The following is a 25,841-nucleotide window of genomic DNA, read 5'->3' on the forward strand; positions in this document are numbered from 1 at the left end:
GTTATTCGGCTTCGCGGACTTCCGCGCCCGGCCCGTTCTTGAGGATCGACTCGATGGCGTTCTTCGCCGAAGCCTTGCTGGTGTAGCCTTCGGTCCAGAAGATGGATTCGCTATTATATTTGAAATAGGCGACAAATTCGCCTTTCTTGTTCTTCTTGATCTCGAAATAATGGGCCATGCCATCCTCCACAGGTCAGGCCGCGACGGGGGTGACGCGGCTAAGCCCATGGTAATCCACCGATCTGGCCGCGCAAGCGGCTAGATGCGGCTCAGGCGAACCGCGATGGAGCATAGGACGCTGCGTTGACACGCCCTATCGCGCCCTCCGGCGCGGGGGCGCCGAGCTCTGCCGCGAGCAACGCGGAGATCGCCGGCGAGGTCTGGATCCCGAACCCGCCCTGCCCCGCGCACCAGATGAAACCGGGAACGCACGCATCGACGCCAAAGACAGGCAGGCGGTCGGGCGCAAAGCTGCGCAGGCCCGCCCATTTCCGCTCGACAGCCGCAATCGGCCAGTCGACGACCTGCCGAAGCCGCTCGATCGCCAGCGCGACATCCATCTCTTCGGGCGCCGCATCGCAGGGCGGCGACGGCGTCTCGTCGTGCGGGCTGAGCCAGATCCGCCCTTCGCTTTCGCCCTTGAAATAGAAATTTCCGCCGATGTCGATCACCAGCGGCAGGCTGGCGGGCACCGGATAGTCGAGCCGGAGCTGGATGACGGTTCGCCGATAGGGCTGGATGCCCAGCGGAGCGGCGCCGCACGCTTCGGCGACCCGGTCGGCCCAGGCCCCGGCGGCGTTGACGATCAGGTTCGCACGGACGGTTTCGTCCCCCAGACGAACCTCCCATCCTGCATCCGTGCGGCGTGCGCTATCGAGCCGCGCTCGCGTCGCCAGCCCTGCGCCCGCGCGCTTCGCCGCGCGCAGATAGGCGGTGTGGAGCCCGCCGACGTCGATATCGCTGCACGATGCCTCGAAAGCGGCCTCGCTCCATTCGGACCGGCTTCCCGGAACGAGGCGCGCGATTTCGGCCGCCGACATCCGCTCCATCGGCACGGCCTGAGCGGCAAAGCCGGCTACGAAGGCATCGACCGCCGCTGCATCCTCGCGCCGCGCAAGATTGATGGCAGTCCGCGGCGACAGGAAACCGCGCGCCGAAAATTCGCGCGGCGGCGCCTGCAACATGGCGAACGACGCGATAGACAGCGGCTGGACGCCGGGCCCGCCATAGGTTTCCTGCCAGAAGGCCGCCGACCGCCCGGTCGCGTGATAACCGGGAACATCCTCGGCCTCGATCATCATTGTGCGGCGATGGGGCGCCAGCGCAGCAGCGAGGCTGGCCCCCGCGATGCCCGCGCCGACGATCAGCACGTCGGTCGAGGAAGGCAGCGCATCGGTCATCGCCGCCGCATATCGGCTGCGCGCCGGAATGCAACCCGCGCGGGGGATATGGTTACTCTTTGGTAAGCCATGATGCGTAAAGGAAAGCCGATGCAAAGCGGCTCGATTTCCCTTGGCCTGATGGCTCTTCTCGGCGTGCTGATGATCGCCGCGGCGGTCAGCGATCTGCGCTCGCGTACCATCTCGAACGGGCTCAACGCGGCAATGGCCTTGCTCGCCATCCCCTTCTGGATCGCGGCGGGATGGTCGATCTGGCCCGATATTCCGCTGCAGTTCGCGGCCGCGTTCGCCGTTTTCCTGCTCTTTGCCGGATTGTTCGCGATCGGCGCGATGGGCGGCGGCGACGTCAAGATGATCGGCGCGGTCATGCTGTGGATTCCGCTGCCGCTGTTCGTTCCGATGCTGACCGTCATGGCAATCGGCGGCGGTATCCTGTCGGCCGTCATGCTGATCCAGTCGAAAATACGGCCTTCGGACAAGGTCATAGAGGTTCCCTATGGCGTCGCGATCGCAATCGCCGGCCTTTGGGCGCTTCACCAACACTATCTTAACCAGTTTCAGTCTATCGCATCGAGTTGAGGGCAAGCGCCACCATCTCTGGTTCGGCGTAGGAGGCGAAAATCGTGGATACACGAAAGATTATGCTGATCGTCGGCGCACTGGTCATTGCGATCGGGGCTGCGTTCGGGGTCAATCAGATGATGCGCGGCGCATCGACGCCGGTGGCACGCGCGGCCGCTGCGCCGGAAATCAACGGACCGATGATATTGGTCGCGACCCGGCAACTGCCGACCGGCACGATCATCGGTCCCGACAGCTTCCGTTTTCAGCCCTGGCCGAAGGAACTGGTCGAGAAGGCCTATTTCCTGAAGGAAAAGACCGACGTCCAGACGCTGGTCGGCACCGTCGTGCGCTATCCGATCACCGCGGGACAGCCGCTGACGCAGGGCGCGCTCGTCCATCCCGATGACCGCGGCTTCCTCGCCGCGGCGCTCGGGCCGGGGATGCGCGCCGTGACGGTCAAGGTTTCTCAGGAACAGGGTGTCGCCGGCTTCGTCTTCCCGGGCGACCGCGTCGACGTGGTCCTGGCGCAGGAGCTCAAGGTCAAGGAAGGCAGCACCTATCCCGACGACGAGCTCTATACGGCCGAGACGATCGTCCGCAACGTTCGCGTCCTGGCGACGGACCAGCGCTATGATGCCGAGGATGAAACCGGCAAGACGCCGGTCCGCACCTTCGGATCGGTAACGCTCGAGGCGACGCCCGATATCGCCGAGAAGATCGCCGTCGCGCAGAATATGGGCAAGCTGTCGCTTGCGCTCCGTCCGCTCGCCGAAAACAGCGGCGACCTGGAAGCGGCGATCGCGTCGGGCGAAGTCAATGTTCCGGCCGGTGGCGGCACCGCCGCCGAAAAGAAGATGCTCGCCGAAGCCGCCGCACGGCCGACCGCGAACAAAAGCTCGGCCACCACGGGCGGCGACGTCTCGCGCTTCTGGGTTCCGGTGAGCGGCCGCGTGTCGGCCCCGCGCCAGCAGCCGCAACAGCAGTCCTTCAGCGGCGGCGGGTCGCCCGCGACCATGGGGGCCCCCGCGGCACCGCGGGGCCCGGTGGTCCGCGTGACGCGCGGCGACAAGATGACCGAAGTTCCGGTTGGGGGTAAGTAAGATGACCAGCAAAACCCGTTTCAAGGCGGCCGCGCTCGCCCGCACCCTGGCGATCGGCCTGGTCGCGGCGACCCTGATCTCCGCCCCGACGCAGCAGGCTTCGGCCCAGGCGACGCAGAATGCCAGCAGCAGCATCGACCTGTCGGTCGGCCGCGGCCGCCTGGTCAGCCTGTCAGCGCCGATGACCGACATCTTCGTCGCCGACGACAAGGTCGCCGACGTCCAGGTCCGCTCGGGCCGCCAGCTTTATGTCTTCGGCAAGGCGCCGGGCGAAACGAGCATCTATGCGACCGACGCCAGCGGCCGGGTCGTCTATTCGACCGTCGCCCGCGTCGGCAACAATATCGAGACGATCGACCAGATGCTGACGCTGGCGATGCCCGATGCGAAGATCACGTCGAACACGATGAACGGCTTCGTGCTGCTCACCGGCACGGTCGCGTCGCCCGACGACGCCGCCGAGGCCGAGCGGCTGGTTCAGGCGTTTGTCGGCGATCAGACCAAGGTGCTGTCGCGCCTGCGCACGGCGACGCCGCTGCAGGTCAATTTGCAGGTCCGCATCGCCGAAGTGAACCGCTCGCTGGTCAAGGAGATCAGCGGCAACCTGCTGACGCAGGATCGCACGGGCGGCTTCGTGGGCGATGCGTTCCGTGGCCGCAGCGCGGGCACCATCACGCGTAATCCCGACGGATCGACCAGCTACACCTTCACCAAGGTTCCGGGCACCAGCAGCCTGGGCGCGGCCGGCCGCCTGTTCGGCATGGACCTGATTGCCTCACTCGATCTGGGCGAGCGTTCGGGCATGGTCGCGACGCTGGCGCAGCCGAACCTCACCGCGATGTCCGGCGAGACCGCCGACTTCCTCGCGGGCGGCGAATTTCCGATTCCGATCCCCGGCAATTTCGCCGGCACGACGATCGAATATCGCAAATATGGCGTCAGCCTCGCCTATACGCCGACGGTGCTGTCGAACGGCCGCATCAGCCTGCGCGTCCGCCCCGAAGTATCGGAACTGTCGACCGAAGGCGCGATCGAGATGCAGGGGTTCCAGATCCCTGCCCTCACCATCCGCCGCACCGAAACGACGGTCGAGCTGGGTTCGGGCGAGAGCTTCATGATCGCCGGCCTGATGAACAATCGCTCGATCGGCGCGATCGACAAGATTCCGGGCCTCGGCGACGTGCCGATCCTCGGCACGCTGTTCAAGTCGGACAGCTTCCGTCGCGGCGAGACCGAACTCGTCATCGTCGTCACGCCTTATCTGGTTCAGCCGGTGTCGGCGAACGAGATCAAGCTGCCGACCGATGCCTATCAGGACGCCAACGATCTTCAGCGCCTGTTGCTCAACCAGACGAGCGACGGCGTGACGGGGGGCGACCGGCCCAAGCCGACGCTCGACACGACGATCGACGACGCGGATCGCGCCCGCGGCAGCGGCGCCGCAGCCGCGCCGGGCTTCAGCCTGAACAACAAGTGACGCGCTGGTTTTGGGGAGCAGAGTGATGAAGAATATCGCAACTTGGACCGCCCTGGTACTGGCAACGTCGCTGGCGGGCTGCACGGGGGCTGCTAACAGCAACCACAGCCTCGAATCGATCCACCAGCCGGTCGTCCGCAACAGCATCCATCAGTTCGACGTCGCCGTCGGCAGCGGCGACCTAGCGCCGAGCGAACAGGGCCGCCTTCAGGGATGGCTCGATGCCATGGGCGTGCGCTATGGCGACCGCGTCTCGATCGAGGATCCGTCGATGTACGGCGCAGGCGAGGCGCAGGCGACGATCCGCGCGATGGTCGAACGCCGCGGTCTGCTGCTGAGCTCCGACGTTCCGGTGACGACCGGCGCGGTCCCGTCCGGCTATGTTCGCGTCATCGTGACGCGGGCCTCGGCTCATGTGCCGGGTTGTCCGGACTGGTCGAGCAGGTCGTCGATCAATCCGACCAACGCGACCTCGTCCAACTATGGCTGCGCGACGAACAGCAATCTCGCGGCGATGGTCGCCGACCCCAATGACCTGATCAAGGGCAACCGGGCCACGGTCAACGATCCCAACGCGGCGACGCGCGCGATCAAGACCTATCGTGAAAAGCCCCAGACGGGTGCCGGTCAACTCAAGGAGACGGCAACGAGCAACAGCGGAGGCGGCCAGTGAACGCTCCTTTCAAAGCAGCCGGGCTGCGCGATCCGTTCAACGCCTTCGTCTGCGACGACGATACGCTGGAGTTGATCCGCGTCGCCGCCGCCGATCTGGGCTGGCCGATCGAGAAGTGCAACAAGGGCGGGCTGCGCAATGCGGTCCAGTCGCTTTCGGTATCGGCAAGCCCGAACATCCTGTTCGTCGACATGTCCGAATCGGGCGATCCGATCAACGACATCAATGCGCTCGCCGAAGTCTGCGAGCCGGGCACGGTCGTCATCGCGGCGGGCCAGGTAAACGACGTTCGCCTGTACCGCGACCTCCTGTCGAGCGGCATTCAGGATTATCTGCTCAAGCCGTTGTCGCTCGACCAGGTGCGTGAAAGCTTCACCATGGCGCAGGCGATGCTGTCGGCGCCGAAACATGCCGACATGCACGACGACAAGCCCCATCACATGACGGCGGTGGTCGGCGTGCGCGGCGGGGTCGGTGCGTCGCTGGTGTCGACGTCGCTGGCCTGGGCGATGAGCGAACAGGGCGGCCGGCAAACGGCGCTGCTCGATCTCGACATACATTTCGGAACCGGCGCGTTGACGCTCGATCTCGAGCCCGGCCGCGGGCTGATCGACGCGATCGACAACCCCAGCCGCATCGATGGCCTGTTCATCGAACGCGCGATGGTGCGCGCCTCCGACAAGCTCAGCCTGCTGTCGGCGGAGGCGCCGATCCATCAGCCGGTAATGACCGACGGGTCGGCCTTCTTCCAGCTCGAGGAGGAACTGCGCGGCGCGTTCGAAATGACGATCGTCGACATTCCGCGCCACGTCCTGATCCCCTTTCCGCACCTGGTGCAGGAAGCGGGTACGATCCTGCTCGTCAGCGACGTGACGCTCGCCTCGGCACGCGACACCATCCGCCTTCTCTCGTGGTTCAAGCAGCACGTACCGGGCGCGCGGGTGATCCTGGCCGCGAACAAGTATCAGAATGCCATCGGCGAATTGTCGCGCAAGGAATTCGAATCGTCAATCGAACGTCCGATCGACATCACGCTTCCATTCGACCCCAAGCTGGTCAGCCAGGCCGCGAAACTCGGCAAATCCTATGCCGAAATCTGCAAGGGCACCAAGGGCGCCCAGGCCTGGACCAATCTGATGCGCCTCATCATCGACGGCGCCGACGAAAGCGGCGAGGAAGCGGCCGCGACCGGCAAGGCGAAAGCGAGCGGCGGTTCGCTGCTCGGCAAGCTTGGCGGCCTCGGCACGCTGGTCGCCAAAAAGGGCGCAAAATAAGGGAACTGCGGCGGCCGGACAGCCCCGGCCGCGGCGGTTTTCCAGGCAGGAAGCGGACAAAGGGCCATCATGAACCTGCAAATGATCCTGATCGTTACCGCCGCCTTCGCGGCGCTTGCCATGCTGGGTCTCGCCCTGGCGGGTCCGTCGGCCGGCAAGGCGAAAGCCCGCCGGCTCGCATCGGTGCGCGATCGTCATGCCGCATCGACCGAGGCGGTCGTCGCGGCGCAGATGCGCAAAACGATCCAGGCGGCCGGCAGCGGAGGCGGAAGCAGCCTCTCTGACCTGGTGCCGCGCCGCGACCTGATGGAAAAGCGCCTGCGCCGTACGGGCAAGGGCTGGAACCTCACCCAATATATCTTCTGGTGCATGGGCCTGTTCGTCGTCGCGACCGGGGGATTGCTCGTTATGCGCACCCCTTTCCTACTCGCCGCGATGGCGGGACTGATGGTCGGCATCGGCCTGCCCCACGCCTATATCGGCAGGGTGATCGCGAAGCGCGTCCAGAAGTTCAACACCCGCTTTCCCGACGCCATCGACCTGCTCGTTCGCGGTTTGAAATCGGGCCTTCCGGTCACCGAAACCTTTCAGGTCGTCAGTCAGGAATTGCCCGGTCCGGTCGGTGAGGAATTCAAGGGCGTGATCGAGCGGATCCGCATCGGCAACACGATGGAGGCCGCGCTTCAGGAAACCGCCGAAATGATCGGCACGCCCGAATTCCAGTTCTTTTGCATCACTATCGCGATCCAGCGCGAGACGGGCGGCAATCTGGCCGAAACGCTCGCCAACCTGTCCGAGGTTCTGCGCAAGCGCGCGCAAATGAAGCTGAAAATCCGTGCCATGTCATCGGAAGCCAAGGCCTCGGCCTATATCGTCGGCGCCCTGCCCTTCTTCGTCTTCGGCATCGTGTGGACGATGAACCCCTCCTATCTTGCGGGCTTTTTCTCCGAACAGCGCCTGATCATCGCGGGAATCGGAGGGCTCATCTGGATGAGCATCGGTGCGTTCATCATGAAAAAAATGATCAGCTTCGAGGTTTGAAGGGCGGCAGATGAACAGCAATTTCCTCCTTGCCGCATTTTCCGGGGCGCAGGCCGGCCCGACGCTGATGGGCGTCGACGTCGTCTGGGCGGCAACGATGCTGGCCGCGGTCGGCGTCGGCGCGGTACTCTTCGCCATCTATGGCGCGCTGACCGTTCGCAACCCGATGGCAAAGCGCGTCAAGGCGCTCAACGACCGCCGCGAACAGCTCAAGGCCGGGATCACCGCCTCGACCGCCAAGCGCCGCGCGAAGCTGGTTCGCAAGAATCAGACGGCCGACAAGATGCGCACCTTCCTCGGGCGGTTGCAGGTATTGCAGGAAGGGCAGATCCAGGAGGTCCAGCAAAAGCTGGCGCAGGCCGGCATCCGGTCGAAGGATCTGGCGGTCACCGTCATCTTCGGCCGCCTCGTGCTGCCGATCCTGTTCGGCGGGCTCGCGGCCTTTCTGATCTATTGGGTCGACATGTGGCCCGACATGACGCCGTTCAAGCGCTCCGGCTTTACGATGGCCGCGCTGATCCTGGGCTATAAGGCGCCCGATCTGTTCGTGCAGAACAAGCGACAAAAGCGCACCGACGCGATCCGCAAGGGCTTGCCCGACGCGCTCGATCTGCTCGTGATCTGTGCCGAGGCGGGCCTGACCGTCGATGCCGCCTTCTCGCGCGTCGCGAAGGAACTCGGCCGCGCCTATCCCGAACTGGGCGAGGAATTCGCGCTGACCTCGATCGAGCTCGGTTTTCTGACCGAGCGCCGGCAGGCGTTCGAAAATCTCGCCTACCGCGTCAATCTCGATTCGGTGAAGGGCGTCGTGACGACCATGATCCAGACCGAGAAATACGGCACGCCGCTCGCGAGCGCGCTGCGCGTCCTGTCGGCCGAATTCCGCAACGAACGCATGATGCGCGCCGAGGAAAAGGCCGCGCGCCTTCCTGCGATCATGACCGTGCCGCTGATCCTGTTCATCCTGCCGGTGCTGTTCATCGTCATTCTCGGCCCGGCGGCTTGTTCGCTGAGCGATGCAATGTCGGGTGGTGGGTTCGGCGCGAAAAGCTGACCGCAACCGATCCATGCGACGATGAGGGCCATGACGACGAAGGGCGGGAGCGATCCCGCCCTTTTTCGCATCAGCCGACCTGCTGCTCGATCGCGCCGAAGATGCTGTGATGGCGCTCGTCGTCCATCCAGATCCGCACGACATCACCCTGCTGCATGAAGGGCGTCTTCGGTTCGCCTTGCAGGATCGTCTCGACCGTCCGCACCTCGGCGAGGCAGCAATAACCGAGCCCGCCCTCGCCGATCGGCTTGCCGGGGCCCCCGTCGGCGTCGCGGTTCGACACCGTGCCCGACCCGATGATCGTCCCCGCGCCGAGGTTGCGCGTCTTCGCGGCGTGCGCGATGAGCTGGCCGAAGTCGAAGGTCATGTCGACCCCCGCGTCGGCGCGGCCGAGCGGCTGGCCGTTGAGATCGACACACAGCGCGCCCTGCAGCTTGCCGTTCTGCCAGCGGTCGCCGAGCGCCTCGGGCGTCACGAACACCGGCGACATCGCGCTCGACGGCTTCGACTGGAAGAAGCCGAACCCCTTGGCGAGTTCGGCTGGGATCAGCCCGCGCAGCGACACGTCGTTGGTCAGCCCGACGAGCAGGATATGCTCGCGCGCCGCGACCGGGTCGATCCCCGCGGGCACGTCGCCGGTGACGACGACGACCTCGGCCTCCATATCGCAACCCCAGGCCGGATCGCTGAGCGGAATCGGATCGCGCGGCGCCAGAAAAGCGTCGCTGCCGCCCTGATACATCAGCGGGTCGTGCCAGAAGCTGTCGGGCATCTCCGCTCCGCGCGCCTGCCGCACCAGCGCGACATGGTTCACATAGGCGCTGCCGTCGGCCCATTGATAGGCGCGCGGCAGCGGCGAGGCGGCGTCGCGCTCGTGAAACCGCTCCTTGGGAATCGCATCGTGATTAAGGTCTTCGGCCAGCGCGGCAAGGCGCGGCGCGGCATAGGCCCAATTGTCGAGCGCATATTGCATCGTCGGCGCGATCTGGCCGGCGTCGGCATACCAGGCGAGATCGTCGGACACGACGACCAGCCGCCCGTCGCGGCCGGCTTTGAGCGAAGCTAGTTTCACAAACATCCCTTTGTCTGGCGATGCCGCTCATCGCCCGAGACGGGATGATCAGCGCGGCATCTGAATCGATGCGAAACAGGTAAAGCCGCTCTGCCCCGCCTGCAAGCGCCGGATATATTGAAGATAGGCCTGCGACTGGTTGTAGGTCGCGCCGGGGAGCGGCTGGCCGCGAAACGCGCGCTTGACCTCTTCGCCGGTAAAGGGACGCGGCGAGCCGGGGAAAGCGCCCTTGGTCCCGGCCGGCACCAGCTTGCCGCCCGCGTCGATATATTGACCGGCACCGGTCGGCCCCGGCACCGGAATCTCGCAGTTCATCACCGACACCGCGGTCTGGGCAAAGGCGGGGCGGATCGTCAGCGCCGCCGACACGCCGACCGCGCCCAGCGCGAGCATCCGGCGCCGCGACGGCACGCCTTCTTCGTCCTGAACGGGATTTTCGGCCGGGATATCGCTGTTTTCCATCGCGAAGCGCATAGCCCAACGTGGCGGTCAGGAAAAGCGAAAGACCACCGCCGCTTGCCGCGCTTCCCGCAATGGGACATTTGCCGGACATGCGTTAACGGCCGCGAACATCCTTGCGCGGCGCCCGGCTTCATGCGAGGCGCGGAGGCGATGTTCGATCGCCTTTCGAGCCTTGTCGCCGCCCTGACCCTGATCGCGGTCGCCGCGATCTTCGCCGCGCTGGCGGGCGGCGGCGCGCTGACGATCGTAATCCTCGCGCTCGCGGGCGTCCTCGGTGCGGCGACGGTCTATGCCGCGCTCCCCGCACCGCTTCCCGAACCACAACTGCCCCTTCCCGCCGAAGCGCCCCCGCGCTCGCTGCTACGCCACACCGATTTCGCGCTCTGGGTCGATCAAGAGCAGGAACCGTTGATCGGGGTCGACGGCGCGATCGTGACGATCGCCAATGATGCCGCGGTGCGCCTGCTCGGCCGGCACATCGTCGGTGCAGACGTCCGCACCGCGATCCGGCATCCCGCCGCGACCGAATGGCTGGCGCGCATCGGTGGCGAGGTGCCGCTCGAAACATTGAATCTCGTCGATTTTCCGCGTCCGGGACAGCGCTGGACGATGCGCGTCGCGGCCCTGTCGGGGGGCGACCGGATCATCTTTCTGTCCGACCGCTCGGCGATCGACGCCGCCGACCGGATGCGGTCGGATTTCGTCGCCAACGCCAGCCACGAGCTGCGCACGCCGCTCGCCGCCATTCTCGGCTATGTCGAGACGTTGCAGGACATGAACGGCGAAGGCGACGGCCCGATGCGCCACCGCTTCCTTTCGATCATCGAGCGCGAAGCCGGGCGGATGCAACAACTCGTCATCGATCTTTTGTCGATCTCGCGAGTCGAGGCCGACCGCTTCCGTCGTCCGACGACGCCGGTCGATCTCGCCGCGATCGTGCGCAGGACGATCGCGCAATTGCAGGACAGCGAGGCCGCTCGCCCCAGGGACATCGTCGCGCAGTTCGCAGTCGAACCGCAGCCGATGCTCGGCGACGAAGCGCAGCTCGGCCAATTGGCGCACAACATCATCTCGAACGCGATGAAATATGGCCGCGCCGGCACGCCGGTAACGGTCGCGCTCACCCGCGAAGGACAGCGCATCCGCCTGTCGGTCAGCGACGAAGGCGACGGCATCGCCCCCGATCATCTCCCGCGCCTGACCGAGCGCTTCTACCGCGTCGACGAAGCGCGCAGCCGCTCGGTCGGCGGCACCGGCCTCGGCCTCGCGATCGTCAAGCACATCAGCGAACGTCATCAGGGGCTGCTCGATATCGAAAGCGAGCTCGGCAAGGGGACGCGGGTGTCAGTGGCCTTCCCACTGGCGGAAGAATAGGATCGGACGCGCGACATCCGATTTGGGAAGGCCCGCGTCATCCTTCCAAAGTTCAGGAAAGTTCAGCCTATTACATCGCCCCGATTGCGGCCTCGCAATATGTGGAACGCGTCTGGCACGCCCGGCCTTGGCCGTACCCGCAAACTGGACCGCGACCGCTTTTATCCGCCAAATGAAAGAGCCAGATAAAAGCTGACACAGCCGGATAATGTAGGAAAGGCCTATTTGAAGCCGATGTCGGCTTTGGGGTGGGGAGCGAATATTCCTCTCCCTGAAAGGGAGGGGTTAGGGGTGGGTAGCGAGCGTAGCGAGCCGGAAGGAAGAGCGCCGCCTTCAGCGGCCACCCACCCCCGCCCCCTCCCTTTCAGGGAGGGGAGAAGATAGGGCCGCAATCGGTCGCAAGCGACCGCTCCCTATTCGACGCTCTCGACCAGTTCCCCCAGCTTGCCGAACATCTCGTCGATCTGGCTCTTCTCGACGATCAACGGCGGCGACAGCGCGAGGATGTCGCCGGTCGCGCGGACGAGCAGGCCATTGTCGAAGCAGGCATGGAACAATTCCATCGCACGCGCGGTCGGCGCGCCGGGCCGCGGTTCGAGCTCGATGCCCGCCACCAGCCCGACGGTGCGGATGTCGATGACATGGCGCCGGCCTTTCAGGCTGAACGCAGCCTCCTCCCAATAAGCGGCTAGGTCGTTGGCGCGCTCGAACAGCCCTTCGCGCGCATAGAGGTCGAGCGTCGCCAGCCCCGCCGCGCTGGCGAGCGGATGCCCCGAATAGGTGTAGCCGTGGAACAGCTCGATCCCGCCCGGCGCGCTGTCGATCACCGCGTCGTGCAGCTCGCGCTTCACCGCGACCGCACCCATCGGCACTGCGGCGTTGGTCAGCCCCTTCGCCATCGTGATGATGTCGGGGGTGACATTCCACGCCTCCGCCGCGGTCGCGGCGCCGACGCGGCCGAAGGCGGTGATCACCTCGTCGAAGATCAGCAGGATGCCGTGGCGGTCGCAAATCTCGCGCAGCCGCTGAAGATAGCCGGCGGGCGGCAACAGCACCCCGGTCGAGCCCGCCATCGGCTCGACGATCACCGCCGCGATCGTCTCCGCCCCGTGGAGGTCGATGAGGCGCTGGAGGTCGTCGGCCAGCTCGGCGCCATGCGGCGGAAAGCCGCGCGTGAAGGCGTTGCGCGCCAGGTCGTGCGTATGGCGAAGATGGTCGGTGCCGGGAAGCCCGGGCCAAGTCCGGCGATTGCTGACGATGCCGCCGACGCTGATCCCGCCGAAGCCGACACCATGATAGCCGCGTTCGCGCCCGATCAGCCGGGTACGCGTCCCCTGTCCTTTGGCGCGCTGCACCGCGAGCGCAATCTTGAGCGCGGTATCGACCGATTCCGACCCGCTGTTCGTGAAGAAGATGCGGTCGAGCCCCGCGGGCATCAGCGCGCCGAGCCGCTGCGCCAGCTCGAACGGCGCCGGGTGACCGAGCTGGAAGGTCGGCGCGAAATCGAGCGTTGCCGCCGCCTTGGCGATTGCCTCGGTGATCTCGGGCCGGCAATGGCCGGCGTTGCTGCACCAGAGGCCCGCGGTGCCGTCGAGGATCTGCCGCCCGTCGCCCGACTGATAATACATCCCGCTCGCCGCGACGAGCTGGCGCGGGTGCGCCTTGTACGAACGGTTCGCGGTAAAGGGCATCCAGAAGGCCGCCATCTGGTCGTTGTCACCCCTCATCGATCATCTCCATGCCTCGCCGAGGACGGCGAAGGGCCATCATTCTGTCAGCCCCAAAGTTCAATAAAGTTCAGCCTTATGTGATCTTCATTTTCTGCCCGCTCGCTACGCGGCGCAACAGACGCGGCAGGCATCGCGATCATGACGGAAGGACAGGACATCGACATCATGCGACGCTATCGCGCCCAGACAAAGTAGGACAGCGAAAAATCGGGTGACGGGATGGCGGCATTGGGGTGGGGAGGGGACGTTGCCGATCCTCCCCGGCACGGGGAGGGGGACCATGCGAAGCATGGTGGAGGGGCACCCTCGATTTACACTTCGATCCAGAAAAATCGCGCCATGACGCACCTGCCCCTCCACCACCTTCGGTGGTCCCCCTCCCCGTGCCGGGGAGGATACCTTGTCCGCTTCCGGTCGAAAGCAGACATTCCGCCTACCAAATACTCCACGGAAAAATGGCCGATAACGGCCCCTCTGGCGCTTCGTCCGGGGTTGCGATAGGCTGGCCTTCCACAAGCGGGCCGGCTCCTCGGCCCAATCGGGGGCGCATGGCGGTCAATCTGGAACAATGGATCAGCGAGCACGCGATCGACGAGGTCGAATGCATCGTCCCCGACATCAACGGGGTCCAGCGCGGCAAGGTGCTGCCCGCGAAGAAGTTTCTTTCGTCGGTCAAGGACAAGTCGCTGCGCATCCCCGGCAGCGTCTTCATCTGCACGATCGACGGCAATTATCCCGAGGATATCGACGATATCTGGGACAAGGATCCCGACAAGATATTGCTCGCCGATCCCGACACCATCTGCATCGCGCCGGGCTTCAAATCGCCCACCGCCTTCGTGATCGCCGATGCCTATAACGGCGACGGAAGCGAGGTCGATATCGCGCCGCGGACGATCCTGAAAAAGGTGCTCGACCTCTATGCGGGCAAGGGCTGGCAACCGATCATCGCGCCCGAGGTCGAATTCTATCTCGTCTCCCCGAACACCGACCCTGATTTCCCGCTGACTCCGCCCACCGGCGAATCGGGCCGCAGCGAAACCGCGAGCCAGCCTTATGGGCTGGAGGCGATGAACGAATATGAGGACATCATCGATCATATCTATGACGATTGCGAGCTGATGGGGCTCGATATCGACACGATGATTCACGAAATGGGCGCCGCGCAGCTCGAGGTGAATTTCATCCACGGCGACCCGCTCCGCCTTGCCGACGAGGTGTTCCTGTTCAAGCGCGTGGTGCGCAATGTCGCGAAGCAGCACAATGTCTATGCGACCTTCATGGCGAACCCGATGGCGGGCCAGCCGGGCAGCGCGATGCATATCCACCAGTCGGTCGTCGATGCCGCGACCGGCAGGAACCTGTTCTCCACCGCCAACGGCCGCGATAGCGCGATGTTCCGCAGCTATATCGCCGGGCTGGTGCGCTATATGCCGCAAATCTCTCCGCTATGGGCGCCGAATGTGAACAGCTTTCGCCGGATGCGCCCCGACAGCGCGGCGCCGATCAATGTCCAGTGGGGCGAGGACAATCGGTCGTGCGGATTTCGGGTGCCGATTTCCGACAAGGCGAACCGCCGCGTCGAAAACCGCCTGCCCGGCGCCGACAGCAATCCCTATCTCGCGATCGCCGCCTCGCTGATCTGCGGCTATATCGGCATGGTCGACCGCATGGTTCCCGCCAAACCGATCAGCGGCAGCGCCTACAACCGCGCGCGCACCCTGCCGCGCACGCTGGAGGCGGCGCTCGACCGTTTCGCCGCGTGCAAAAAGGTGCGGGGCCTGCTCGGCGACGATTTCTTCGAGATATTCTTCGCGGTGAAGGATCACGAGTTGTTCAACTATCAGTCGGTGGTGTCGAGCTGGGAGCGCGAGCATCTGCTGATGCGGGTGTGACCAAGCGATGATTTCCGAACCCTTCCTCCCTGTTCGCGTCGAGCCCTTCGACGCCGCCTGCGGCGGCGCTCAGGATAAACTTCCGGCTTTGGCCGGAAGTCGAGACGCCGTGCAGGCATGATGGGCGTCTCGACTTCGCTCGACGCGAACGGAATTAGGAGGTTGGCTCGTCCATGAGCGATCTGCTCGCCGACAGCTATTACGCCGCGACCGCGCAGGATTGGCGGCCGCGCCCCTTCGATGGCGAACTGGCGTGCGACGTGGCAGTGATCGGTGGCGGCTTCACCGGTCTCAGCGCCGCGCTGGCTTGCGCCGAGCGGGGCTTTTCGGTGATCTTGTTCGAAGCCGAGCATATCGGCTTCGGCGCCTCGGGACGCAACGGCGGGCAATTGATTCCCGGCCTCCGCTGGACGGCGTCCGAACTGGAAGAAGAATTCGGCCGCGAACGCGCCGATGCGCTGTTCGACCTCTGCTGGCGCGACAATCGGGTGAAAGCGCGGATCGCTCGGCACGGCATCGCGTGCGATCTCAAAACCGGCCATCTGGAGGCGGCGTGGACGCCGAAGGATTGGGGCGCAATGCAGCGCGAGGCCGATTATCTCGCCAACCGCTTCGGCTATGCAGGCGATATCGTCGCGAAGGCCGATATGGGCGCCCATATCGCGAGCCCGCTCTATCATGGCGGCATCCACGATCCGCAGGGCGGGCATTTCCATCCGTTGAATTATGCGCTTGGACTGGCGAAAGCCGCGGAAGCCGCCGGCGTTCGCATCATCGAAAAAGAGCGCGTCACCGGGCTCTTCGATTTCAACCCCGGCGAATTGCTCACCCGCGACGCATCGGTCGAGGCGCGCTATTTCATCGACGCGACCGATAGCTGGATCGGCGAGGTCGAGCCCGATCTCGGCCGCTACACCGTGCCGATCATGAACTATAATATCGCGACCGCGCCGCTCGCGAACGCCGATGAGTTGCTCCCCAGCGACGCCGCGGTCGCCGACAGCCGGTTCGTGCTCAACTATTTCCGTCTTTCGGCCGACAAGCGGCTGATCTTCGGCGGCGGCGAGCGCTATTCGCAGACGCCGCCGCGCGACATCGCCGCCTTCGTGCGGCCGTTCATGGCCGAGGTCTTTCCGCAGATCGCAGAGGCGAAGATCGATTATGGCTGGGGCGGCGCGGTCGCGGTGACACGAAACCGGCTGCCGCATATCGGGCGGCGTGGAAATATCTTCTTCGCGCACGGCTTTTCGGGGCACGGCGCATTGGTGACGACGCTCGCGGGAGAACTGATCGCCGAAGCGCTCGCCGGCACCGCTGAACGGTTCGACGTGCTGGCGAGCCTGCCGTCGCGGCCGTTTCCCGGCGGCAAATGGCTCCGGCGCCCTCTCGCTACGCTCGGCCTGCTCTGGTATGCGCTGCGCGACCGGTTAGGGTGAAGGAGCGTAAATCCATGTCGAAGTCATCGGGCGTGATCGCCCCGAGGTCGGAAGCCGAAGCCTTTTTCGCGGCCCATCCCGACATCGATTCGATCGAGCTCATCTATACCGACATGGGCGGCGTCCCGCGCGGCAAGCGGCTGCGCCGGCACGAAGTGCTCGCGGTCTATGACAGCGGCCGGATGATGCCGGGGTCGATCACCGTCGTCGACATCACCGGGCAGGACACGGTCGAGACCGGCCTTGTGTGGGAGGATGGCGACGCCGACCGCTCGATGAAGCCGGTTCCCGGCACGCTCGTCCGCACCCCTTGGGGCGGCGATCATGCCGCGCAATTCCTGACCAGCTTCTACGAACTCGACGGCGCCCCGCACGACCTCGATCCGCGCCATGTCCTCGGCCGCGTGCTCGACCGCTTCGTCGCTGACGGGCTGATGCCGGTGCTCGCGATCGAACTCGAATATTACCTCGTCGATCCGCGCCGCGCACGCGACGGGTCGATCCGCCCCGCCCGCCCCGGCTATAGCCGCGATACGCCGCGCAACGTCGAAGTCTATGGCCTGCGCGAACTCGACGATTTTCGGCCCTTCTTCGACGCGCTTTACACCGCGGCCGATGGGCAGGGTCTGCCGCTCGAAAGCGCGATTTCGGAGTTTGCGCCGGGCCAGTTCGAGTTGACCTTGCGCCACAAGCCCGATGGCCTGCGCGCCTGCGACGATGCGATCATGTACAAGCGGCTGGTCAAGGCGGTCGCGCAAGCGCACGGCCTCGAGGCGACCTTTATGGCGAAGCCCTTCGCCGAGCAGGCGGGCAGCGGGATGCACATCCACGTCTCGGTCGATGACGCGAGCGGCGCGAACATCTTCGCCAGCGACGATCCCGAGGGCACGCCGGCGCTGCGCCATGCGATCGGCGGGATGATCGCCAGCGTCGGCGACGGCTTCGCGCTTTTCGCGCCGCACGCGAACAGCTATCGCCGCTTCAAGGCGAACAGCTACGCCCCCGTCGCGCCGACCTGGGGCGTCAACAACCGCACCGTCTCCTTCCGCATTCCGGCGGGGCCGCCCGCGAGCCGCCATGTCGAGCATCGCGCCTGCGGCGCCGACGCCAACCCCTATCTCGCGGCCGCGGCGGTGCTGGCGGGGATGCATCACGGGATGACGAACAGGACCGATCCCGGCGCGGCGGTCGTCGGCAATGGCTATGACCGCGAGAACAGCGGCGGTGACAAGCCGCCGTCGAACTGGTTCGCCGCGGTCGATCGCTTTCACGCCTCGGCGCTGATGCGCGATTATCTCGGCGACCGCTTCGTCGATATGTTCAGTATCGTGAAGCGCGTCGAGCAGGACAATTATTTCAGCGTCGTTCCGACGCTCGATTACGACTGGTATCTCCGCAACGCCTGATCCATTCAAAAATTTGCGTGAAGCCGCAAAATAGCCTCTTTCCAACCCGCCATTATTGAGTCAGCTTGACCCATTGGAACAGGGAGGCCGGCCATGGATCTGAAAGACATGTTGGGGCAAAACCGCGGTCGCCGCTCATTGCTTCAGGCGCTGGGAGTCGCGGCGGTCGGGATCAGCTTCGGCGGCCTCGCGGCGTGCGGCAAGGGCGAAGGCAAGAAGCTCGCGAACGGCGAGGAAGCCAAGCTCAACTTCTATAATTGGGACACCTATATCGGCGAAACGACGCTCGACGATTTCAAGACCGCGACCGGCGTCGACGTCACGATGGACCTGTTCGACAGCAACGACACATTGTTCGCGAAGTTCAAGGCGGGCAATCCCGGCTATGACGTGATCGTCCCGTCGAACGACTTCGTCGAGCGCATGATCCGCGCCGACATGCTCCAGCCGCTCGACCATGCGCAGATTCCGAACATCAAGAATATCGACCCGAGCTTCATGAACGTCGATTACGACCCGGGCCGCAAATTCTCGATGCCCTATACCTGGCTGGTGCTCGGCATCGGCTATCGCAAGTCGAAGGTGAAGACGAAGCCCGATAGCTGGAAGGTGCTGTTCGACAGCGACGAATATAAGGACCGCATCGCCTGGCTGTCCGAGGCGGGCGACATGTACCGCCTCTACGGCAAATATCTCGGCAAGTCGGTCAATGCCCTCACCCCCGCCGATATCGAGATGATCTCGGCGATGATGATCAAGCAGAAACCCTATGTGAAGAAATTCCACGAGGACGACGGGCAGGATCTGCTGATGAAGGGCGATTGCGACGTCGTGCTCGAATATAATGGCGACATCGCGCAGGTGATGACCGAGGACGACGACCTCGATTTCGTGATCCCGAAGGAAGGCAGCCAGTTCAATTCGGACACGCTCGCCATCCCGAAGGGCGCACCGCACCCGAGGAACGCGCACGCGTTCATCAACTATATGCTCGATGCCGAGGTCGACAAGAAGATCACCGAAACGATCCTCTTCCCGACCCCCAATGCCGCGGCCAAGGCGCTGATGCCCGACAGCTACAAGAACAACCCCGTCATCTATCCACCCGCCGACGCCCTCGCGCGGTGCGAATATGCGAAGTTCAACGAAAAGCTGCAGCCGCTCTACGAGGAAGCCTTCACCAAGGTGCGGGCGGCGTAAGCCGTGGGCGCGTTCACCAGCCTCGTCATTGCGAGGGCCGAAGGCCCGCGGCAATCCAGAGCGGGCGCAAACCGCCCTGGATTGCTTCGCTCCGCTCGCAATGACGGAGCGTAATATCGCCAACGCATCATAGTCTGGAGGCATCGGGGGGATGGCCGAACAGGACTGGAAAGCCAACAAGAGGGTCTTCGCGGCGGTATCGTTGCCGACGCTGCTCTGGACGCTCGTCTTTTTCGTCGTCCCGATGGCGATCGTCTGGTTCTACAGTTTCGGCGAGAATGCCGGGCTCAACGAAATCCACGTCTCGGGCACGCTCGACAACTACAAGCGGGCGACCGAGTGGCTCTATCTCGGCATCTTCGGCAAGAGTTTCGCGGTCGCCGCGCTCGTCACGCTGATCTGCCTGATCGTCGGTTTTCCGGTCGCGATGGCGATCACCGTCGCGAGCGAGAAATGGCGGCCGTGGCTGCTGCTCGGCATCATGCTGCCCTTCTGGACCAATCTGCTCGTGCGCACTTATGCGCTGATGATCCTGCTCGGGCAGCAGGGCTATGCCAACAAGGGGCTCGGCGCGCTGTGGGGCGGCGCGAGCTGGGTGAAGACGCTTGTCGGGCTCCAGCCGCTCCCGACGTGGGAGCCGGTGGAACTTCTCTTCAATAATTTCGCGGTCGTCTTCGGGCTCGTCTATGTCCATTTGCCCTTCATGGTGCTGCCGCTCTATGCCGCGCTCGACCGGCTCGACCGCAGCCTGATCGAGGCGAGCCTCGATCTCGGCGCCGGGCATTTCCGCACGATCATGCGCATCGTCGTGCCGCTCGCCGCGCCGGGGATCGTCGCCGGCGTGATGATCACGCTGATTCCCGCGCTCGGCGCCTATCTCACTCCCGACCTGATGGGCGGGACCGACAGCCAGATGATCGCGAACGTGATCGAGCGCCAGTTCAAGAAGGCGAACGACTGGCCCTTCGGATCGGCGCTGTCCTTCATCCTGATCTATGCGATGTTCATCCTGATCGCGCTGCAATCGATGCGCCGGAAAGTGCCGGAGATCGATTGATGGCGCTTTTTTCCCGAACCCCGATCGCACCGCTCGAATATAGCCGCACCTTGTGGATGCGCCTCTGGGTCGGCGCGGTGATGGTCTTCCTTTACGCGCCGCTGATCGTGCTGATGATCTTCAGCTTCAACGACAGCAAGCGCAACGTCGTCTGGCGCGGCTTCACGCTCAAATATTACGACAAGGCGCTGAACAACGACGCGCTGATCGAGGCGCTGGTCAATTCGCTGACCATCGCGGCGCTCGCGACGATTTTCAGCCTGATCCTCGGCGCGGTCGCGGCAGTGATGCTGTGGCGCTTTCGTTTCCCCTTCAAGGGCGCGGTCGACGGGACGATCTCGCTGCCGATCATCGTCCCCGAAATCTGCATGGGCGTCGCCTTCCTGATGTTCTTCGCCAAGGGACTCCACTGGCCGACCGATCTCGTCTGGCCGCTCAATTTGGGCGCGATCACCATCGCGCACATCACTTTCTGCTTCCCCTTCGTGACGATGGTCGTGCGCTCGCGCCTCGCGAGCTTCAACCGCGAGCAGGAGGAGGCGGCAAAGGACCTCGGCGCGGGCGAGTGGCAGATGTTCCGCGACGTGCTGATCCCGCACATGCGTCCGGCGCTGGTCGCGGGCGCGCTGCTGTCCTTCACGCTCAGCCTCGACGATTTCGTCATCACCTATTTCACCAGCGGGCCGGAGACGATCACCTTCCCGGTGAAAGTCTATTCGATGCTCCGCTTCTCGGTAACGCCCGAAGTCAACGCGGCCTCGACCATCCTCATCATCCTGACCGTCGCCCTGACCGCCGTCGCGCTCAAGCTGCAGGGCGTGAAGGCGATTGCGGAGACGCATTGATGACGGACCAACTCATCCTCCTCGTTTGCATCTCCTTCCCCGTTCGCATCGAGCGAAGTCGAGATGCCCATCGATCGCGCTTGCCCGCACGGTGTCTCGACTTCGCTCGACACGAACGGATTTAGGATTGTCCATGACCGAAACCCCACCGATCATCCAGATCCAGAACATCTCCAAACGCTTCGGCAAGGTGACCGCGGTCGACAATGTCAGCCTCGACATTCAGGCGGGCGAATTCTTCGTGCTGCTCGGTCCCTCGGGCTGCGGCAAGACGACCTTGCTGCGCATGATCGCGGGGTTCGAGCTGCCAACCGAGGGCCGCATCCTGATCGACGGGCAGGACATGGCCGGCATCCCGCCGAACAAGCGCCCGGTGAACATGGTGTTCCAAAGCTATGCGGTGTTCCCGCATATGAGCGTCGCCGACAATGTCGCTTATGGCCTGAAGATCGCGGGCGTGCGCGGCGGCGAGGTGCGCGAGCGCGTTGCCGAAGCACTCGAACTGGTCAAGCTCGGCGGGTACGAGAGCCGGATGCCCGACCAGATGTCGGGCGGTCAGCGCCAGCGCGTCGCGCTCGCGCGCAGCCTCGTCATGCGGCCCAAGGTGCTGCTGCTCGACGAGCCGCTGTCGGCACTCGACGCCAAGCTGCGCGCACAGATGCAGTTCGAACTGTCGGAATTGCAGGAGAAGGTCGGCATCACCTTCGTCACCGTCACCCACGACCAGGACGAGGCGCTGTCGATGGCGTGCCGCATCGCGGTGATCAACAAGGGCGAGGTGTCGCAGCTCGCGGCGCCGTCCGACCTCTATGAATATCCGGCGAACCGCTTCGTCGCCGATTTCGTCGGCTCGGTGAACATCTTCGAGGGCAAGCTGATCCTCGACGAACCCGACAAGGCGGCGGTCGATTGCCCGGGGCTGGGCAAGGTCTATCTGAACCACGGCGTCACCGGGCCGCACGGCGCCGACGTCTGGGTCGCGCTGCGGCCAGAGAAAATCTATCTTCACGTTCCCGGCGCGGGCAAGGCGGTGAAAGCGGCCGCGCAGGACGCCCCCGACGGGCATAATTTCGCGCGCGGAACGATCAAGGGGATGAGCTACCTCGGCGACATCACCCTGTTCGAGATCGAGCTCGAATCGGGCGCCCGCCTCCGCGTATCGCGCCCGAACCTGTCGCGCCACGACCAGGAGGATTTCACCTGGGACGACAAGGTAAGCATGCACTGGCGCGCCGATAGTCCGGTCGTGCTGCTGGGGTAATCGTCAACTCGTCATTGCGAGCGAAGCGAAGCAATCTCCAGCTATCGACCTTGCGCAAGGTCGATAGCTGGAGATTGCTTCGTCGCTACGCTCCTCGCAATGACGGACGTGTCAGTGCGCCGCCTTCTTGCCCGGCAGCAGGTGCAGCACACCGACGATCAGCCCGCCCAGTACCAGCCCGAACACACCCGCGCCCGCGGCGCCGATCAGCCATTCCCATACGCCCGCCAGCGGCAGCCCACCGCCAACTTTCAGTGCGAAGTTGTACAGCGCATGACCGAGCCCGCCGATATGATATTCGTCGAGCCCGTGCAGCACGATCTGTCCGCCGACCCACAGCATCGCCGCGGTGCCGATCGTCGCGAGCGCGGCGAGCAATTTCGGCATCAGGGCGACCAGCCCGCGCCCGATCCCCCGGCGCGCGGCATTGCCTTCCTTCGCCATGTGGAGGCCGATGTCGTCCATCTTCACGATCAGCCCGACGACGCCATAGACCGCGATGGTGATCAGCACCGCCACCACTGCCAGCGTCGCACCGCGCATGACAAGATGCTGGTCGAGCACCTCGTTGAGGGCGATCACCATGATCTCCGACGAGAGAATGAAGTCGGTACGCACCGCGCCCTTCACCATCGTCTCCTCATGATTCTTGTCGGCGACGATCTCGGCATCCTCCGCGAGGCTGGTCTTGTCCTCCTGCAGCGCGTGCAGCACCTTCTCGGCGCCCTCGAAACAGAGATAGGCGCCGCCCAGCATCAAGAGCGGCGTGATCGCCCACGGCAGGAAGGTCGAGAGCAGCAGCAGCGCCGGCAGGATCAGCACCAGCTTGTTGAACAGCGACCCCTTGGTGATCCGCCAGATGATCGGCAGTTCGCGGTCGGGGGTAAAGCCGGTGACGTAGCGCGGCGTCACCGCGGTATCGTCGACCACCACCCCTGCCGCTTTCACCCCGGCCTTCGACGCCGCGGCGCCGACATCGTCGATGCTCGCGGCAGCGACCTTGGCGATGGTGGCGACGTCGTCGAGCAGGGCAAAAAGGCCGGATGGCATGGGGGTTTGGTCTTTCTTCTACAGGGTGGTGATTTGGATCGCCCCATCTACCCGTTCGTGTCGAGCGAAGTCGAGACACCCATCGGAACAGAGTTGGTTCGATGGGTGTCTCGACTTCGCTCGACACGAACGGATTGAGAGGGAAGCGTAGATATTCAGCCCAGCGCCCACAATTTCGGCTCGATCTCATCGAGCGATTTGCGGATGATGGCAACCATCGCGTCGATCTGTTCGGTCGTGATGATCAGCGGCGGGCACATGACGAGGCTGTCGCGGATGCCGCGTACCATCAGCCCGTTTGCAATGCAGGCGTCGCGCGCCATCGGACCTGCCGTCCCTTCCGCCCCGCCAAAGCGCGCGCGCGTGTCCTTGTCGGCGACGATCTCGACCGCGCCGAGCAGCCCGATCGCGCGCGTCTCGCCGACGAGCGGATGATCGTTCAGCGTCGCGAGCGCCTTGGCGAGATGCGGGCCGGTGACGCTGCCGGTGCGCTCGACCAGCGCTTCGCGCTCGATGATCTCGATATTCTTGAGCGCCACCGCGGCGCAGACCGGATGACCCGAGTAAGTGAAACCATGGACGAAATCGCCGCCGGTCTTGAGCACGTCGACGACATGGGCGGCGACCGCGGTCGCGGAGATCGGCAGATAACCCGACGACAGTCCTTTCGCCATCGGCATCAGATCGGGGGTGAAGCCCATCGTCTCGTGCCCCCACATCCTGCCGGTGCGCCCGAAGCCGCAGATCACCTCATCGGAGACGAGCAGCAGGCCATATTTGCGCACAACCGCCTCGACCTTCGGCCAATAGCCCTGGGGCGGGATGATCACGCCGCCCGCGCCCTGCACCGGCTCGCCGATGAAGGCGGCGCAATTTTCAGGGCCGACCTCGAGGATCTTGTCTTCGATCGCCTGCACGCAGGCGTCGCAGAAATCCTCCTCGCTGATCCCCTGCCCTTCACCGTAAGTATAGGGCTGGCGGACATGTTCGACGCCGGGGATCGGCAGGTCGCCCTGCGCGTGCATCGCCTTCATCCCACCGAGCGAGACGCCCGCGACGGTCGAGCCGTGATAGGCGTTCCAGCGGCTGATGAAGACGGTACGTTTCGGCTCGCCTTTCAGCTTCCAATAATGGCGCACCATACGGAACACGGTGTCGTTCGCCTCGCTGCCCGAGGCGTTGAAGAAGATATGCGGCAGGCGCTGGCCGGTGAGGTCGGCGATCTTCGCGGCGAGCGTGACTGTCGGCGGCGTCGCGGTCTTGAAGAAAGTGTTGTAGAAGGGCAGCTCGCGCATCTGCGCCGCCGCCGCCTCCACCAGTTCCTCGCGGCCATAGCCGACGTTGACGCACCAGAGGCCCGCCATACCGTCGAGGATGCGGTGGCCGTCACCGTCGGTGATATAGGCGCCCTCGGCATGAGTGATGATGCGGCTGCCGCCGAGTGCTTCGATCTCGGCCCAGTCGGCCTGCGCGGGAAGATGATGCGCGATGTCGAGGCGGCGCAGTTCGGCGATGTCGTGATTGCGGGGCATATATTTGTTCCTGACCTGGAAATCCGTTCGCATCGAGCGAAGTCGAGATGCCCCTCGGCCTTCCGCTACGACGATGGGTGTCTCGACTTCGCTCGACACGAGCGGAGACGAGAGCTGAATCTTCTTGTCAGGGTGAGAACCCAAGCCACGCGAGATAGCGATTATAGCGGGTGACGCAGCGGTTCATAAAGCGCCCCGCAAAGCGCGGCCAAGCAGACGGAAATAGGTCTGGCTCTGCTCATTGTCGTCGGTCGCCCATTCGGGGTGCCATTGCACCGCAAGCAAGGGCGCGCCGTTCGGGCGCGCGCTGTAAGCCTCGACAAGCCCATCGGGCGCCCGCGCCTCGACCTGCAATCCGTCCGCAAGATCACCGATCCCCTGATAATGGACCGAATTCACGTCGAGCGACGGCGCCTGATAAGCCGACGCCAATAAGCCGCCTTCGACCAGATCGACCTTGTGACGGTGATCGAACATCGCATCGAACGCCACGCCGTCGGGAGCATGGTGATGCAGCAGATGCTCGTTTGCCGACGTATCGCGCCGCAGCGTCCCGCCGAGCGCGACGTTGATTTCCTGAAAGCCGCGACAGATGCCGAACAGGGGCCGCTGTGCCGCGATCACCGCTTCGACGAGGTCCAGCATCATGCGGTCGCGGTCGGGATCGAACGGCCCCTCGCCCACCGCCGGGTCGCCATAGCGCGCCGGCTCGACGTTGGAGGGCGTGCCGGTGAGCAGCACCCCGTCGAGCCGGCCGGCGACCTCGCCCGCCTTCATATAGTCGGGCAGCGACGGAATGATCAGCGCGGCGCAATCGGCGTGGCGCATCGCCGCGGTCGCATAGCGGTTGATCACCACCTGCGCGACCTCGTTCCCGACCGCGCGGTTGCAGGCGATGATGCCGAGGACGGGACGTGCGGACATGCCCCCTAGCTGCC

General features: G+C 64.7%; 23 protein-coding genes. 15 read left to right on the top strand and 8 right to left on the bottom strand.

What is annotated here, in order from left to right; translation table 11 throughout:
• Position 1: 1 nt before the first annotated feature.
• Positions 2-178 (bottom strand): YegP family protein, encoded by a 177-nt coding sequence (locus VHO04_RS09995; protein WP_329628188.1) that lies wholly within the window; start codon positions 176-178, stop codon positions 2-4.
• Between the two features lie 91 nt (positions 179-269).
• Entirely contained in the window at positions 270-1,400 is a 1,131-nt protein-coding gene (locus VHO04_RS10000) for an FAD-binding oxidoreductase (protein WP_329628189.1), read from the bottom strand.
• A 120-nt stretch (positions 1,401-1,520) separates the two neighbouring features.
• Here VHO04_RS10000 and VHO04_RS10005 point away from each other — a divergent pair, with 120 nt between their 5' ends.
• The 7 genes from VHO04_RS10005 (at position 1,521) to VHO04_RS10035 (ending at position 8,583) form a co-directional block, all read left to right on the top strand.
• A complete protein-coding gene (locus VHO04_RS10005) occupies positions 1,521-1,979 on the top strand; it encodes an A24 family peptidase (RefSeq protein WP_329628190.1) in 459 nt (152 codons plus the stop codon).
• Between the two features lie 44 nt (positions 1,980-2,023).
• On the top strand, positions 2,024-3,064 hold the full coding sequence (gene cpaB / locus VHO04_RS10010) for a Flp pilus assembly protein CpaB (RefSeq protein WP_329628191.1): 1,041 nt from the start codon (positions 2,024-2,026) through the stop codon (positions 3,062-3,064).
• A 1-nt stretch (position 3,065) separates the two neighbouring features.
• Positions 3,066-4,541 (top strand): type II and III secretion system protein family protein, encoded by a 1,476-nt coding sequence (locus tag VHO04_RS10015; protein ID WP_329628192.1) that lies wholly within the window; start codon positions 3,066-3,068, stop codon positions 4,539-4,541.
• 25 nt (positions 4,542-4,566) lie between these two features.
• On the top strand, positions 4,567-5,214 hold the full coding sequence (locus tag VHO04_RS10020) for a CpaD family pilus assembly protein (protein ID WP_329628193.1): 648 nt from the start codon (positions 4,567-4,569) through the stop codon (positions 5,212-5,214).
• Positions 5,211-6,488 carry a pilus assembly protein CpaE gene (locus tag VHO04_RS10025; protein WP_329628194.1) on the top strand — a complete coding sequence of 426 codons (1,278 nt, stop codon included), beginning with the start codon at positions 5,211-5,213 and terminating at the stop codon, positions 6,486-6,488. Before VHO04_RS10020 ends, VHO04_RS10025 begins: the two co-directional genes overlap by 4 nt.
• A gap of 69 nt (positions 6,489-6,557) precedes the next feature.
• Positions 6,558-7,529: a type II secretion system F family protein gene (locus VHO04_RS10030; RefSeq protein WP_329628195.1), complete on the top strand. Its 972-nt coding sequence runs from the start codon at positions 6,558-6,560 to the stop codon at positions 7,527-7,529.
• Positions 7,530-7,539: 10 nt separating this feature from the next.
• Positions 7,540-8,583, top strand: a complete 1,044-nt coding sequence (locus tag VHO04_RS10035; RefSeq protein WP_329628196.1) for a type II secretion system F family protein — start codon at positions 7,540-7,542, stop codon at positions 8,581-8,583.
• A 70-nt stretch (positions 8,584-8,653) separates the two neighbouring features.
• Here VHO04_RS10035 and VHO04_RS10040 read toward each other — a convergent pair whose 3' ends face one another.
• Together VHO04_RS10040 and VHO04_RS10045 are read right to left on the bottom strand one after the other, a co-directional pair.
• Positions 8,654-9,655, bottom strand: coding sequence for a fumarylacetoacetate hydrolase family protein (locus VHO04_RS10040; RefSeq protein WP_329628197.1), 1,002 nt, complete (start codon positions 9,653-9,655; stop codon positions 8,654-8,656).
• 48 nt (positions 9,656-9,703) lie between these two features.
• Positions 9,704-10,117: a hypothetical protein gene (locus VHO04_RS10045; RefSeq protein WP_329628198.1), complete on the bottom strand. Its 414-nt coding sequence runs from the start codon at positions 10,115-10,117 to the stop codon at positions 9,704-9,706.
• Between the two features lie 150 nt (positions 10,118-10,267).
• On the opposite strand from VHO04_RS10045, the gene VHO04_RS10050 reads away from it, so the two are divergent.
• A complete protein-coding gene (locus VHO04_RS10050; protein ID WP_329628199.1) occupies positions 10,268-11,491 on the top strand; it encodes an ATP-binding protein in 1,224 nt (407 codons plus the stop codon).
• A 413-nt stretch (positions 11,492-11,904) separates the two neighbouring features.
• Here VHO04_RS10050 and VHO04_RS10055 read toward each other — a convergent pair whose 3' ends face one another.
• Complete coding sequence (locus VHO04_RS10055) at positions 11,905-13,218, bottom strand: aspartate aminotransferase family protein (protein ID WP_329628200.1); 1,314 nt, start codon at positions 13,216-13,218, stop codon at positions 11,905-11,907.
• A 551-nt stretch (positions 13,219-13,769) separates the two neighbouring features.
• On the opposite strand from VHO04_RS10055, the gene VHO04_RS10060 reads away from it, so the two are divergent.
• The 7 genes from VHO04_RS10060 to VHO04_RS10090 all read left to right on the top strand — a co-directional run bounded on the left by VHO04_RS10060 (position 13,770) and on the right by VHO04_RS10090 (position 22,321).
• Entirely contained in the window at positions 13,770-15,116 is a 1,347-nt protein-coding gene (locus VHO04_RS10060; RefSeq protein ID WP_329628201.1) for a glutamine synthetase family protein, read from the top strand.
• A 173-nt stretch (positions 15,117-15,289) separates the two neighbouring features.
• Positions 15,290-16,552 (top strand): FAD-binding oxidoreductase, encoded by a 1,263-nt coding sequence (locus tag VHO04_RS10065; protein ID WP_329628202.1) that lies wholly within the window; start codon positions 15,290-15,292, stop codon positions 16,550-16,552.
• 14 nt (positions 16,553-16,566) lie between these two features.
• A complete protein-coding gene (locus VHO04_RS10070; protein ID WP_329628203.1) occupies positions 16,567-17,958 on the top strand; it encodes a glutamine synthetase family protein in 1,392 nt (463 codons plus the stop codon).
• 93 nt (positions 17,959-18,051) lie between these two features.
• Complete coding sequence (locus VHO04_RS10075; protein WP_329628204.1) at positions 18,052-19,158, top strand: spermidine/putrescine ABC transporter substrate-binding protein; 1,107 nt, start codon at positions 18,052-18,054, stop codon at positions 19,156-19,158.
• Positions 19,159-19,309: 151 nt separating this feature from the next.
• On the top strand, positions 19,310-20,215 hold the full coding sequence (locus VHO04_RS10080) for an ABC transporter permease (RefSeq protein WP_329628205.1): 906 nt from the start codon (positions 19,310-19,312) through the stop codon (positions 20,213-20,215).
• Positions 20,215-21,060 carry an ABC transporter permease gene (locus VHO04_RS10085; RefSeq protein ID WP_329628206.1) on the top strand — a complete coding sequence of 282 codons (846 nt, stop codon included), beginning with the start codon at positions 20,215-20,217 and terminating at the stop codon, positions 21,058-21,060. Before VHO04_RS10080 ends, VHO04_RS10085 begins: the two co-directional genes overlap by 1 nt.
• Before the next feature lie 133 nt (positions 21,061-21,193).
• On the top strand, positions 21,194-22,321 hold the full coding sequence (locus VHO04_RS10090) for an ABC transporter ATP-binding protein (protein ID WP_329628207.1): 1,128 nt from the start codon (positions 21,194-21,196) through the stop codon (positions 22,319-22,321).
• Between the two features lie 111 nt (positions 22,322-22,432).
• Here VHO04_RS10090 and VHO04_RS10095 read toward each other — a convergent pair whose 3' ends face one another.
• The 3 genes from VHO04_RS10095 to VHO04_RS10105 form a co-directional block, all read right to left on the bottom strand.
• Complete coding sequence (locus VHO04_RS10095) at positions 22,433-23,371, bottom strand: DUF808 domain-containing protein (protein WP_329628208.1); 939 nt, start codon at positions 23,369-23,371, stop codon at positions 22,433-22,435.
• A 155-nt stretch (positions 23,372-23,526) separates the two neighbouring features.
• Positions 23,527-24,903, bottom strand: coding sequence for an aspartate aminotransferase family protein (locus VHO04_RS10100; protein WP_329628209.1), 1,377 nt, complete (start codon positions 24,901-24,903; stop codon positions 23,527-23,529).
• Positions 24,904-25,086: 183 nt separating this feature from the next.
• Positions 25,087-25,827, bottom strand: coding sequence for a gamma-glutamyl-gamma-aminobutyrate hydrolase family protein (locus VHO04_RS10105; protein ID WP_329628210.1), 741 nt, complete (start codon positions 25,825-25,827; stop codon positions 25,087-25,089).
• Positions 25,828-25,841: the final 14 nt, after the last annotated feature.

The sequence above is a fragment of the Sphingopyxis sp. genome, from assembly GCF_036261875.1.
GTDB lineage: Bacteria > Pseudomonadota > Alphaproteobacteria > Sphingomonadales > Sphingomonadaceae > Sphingopyxis.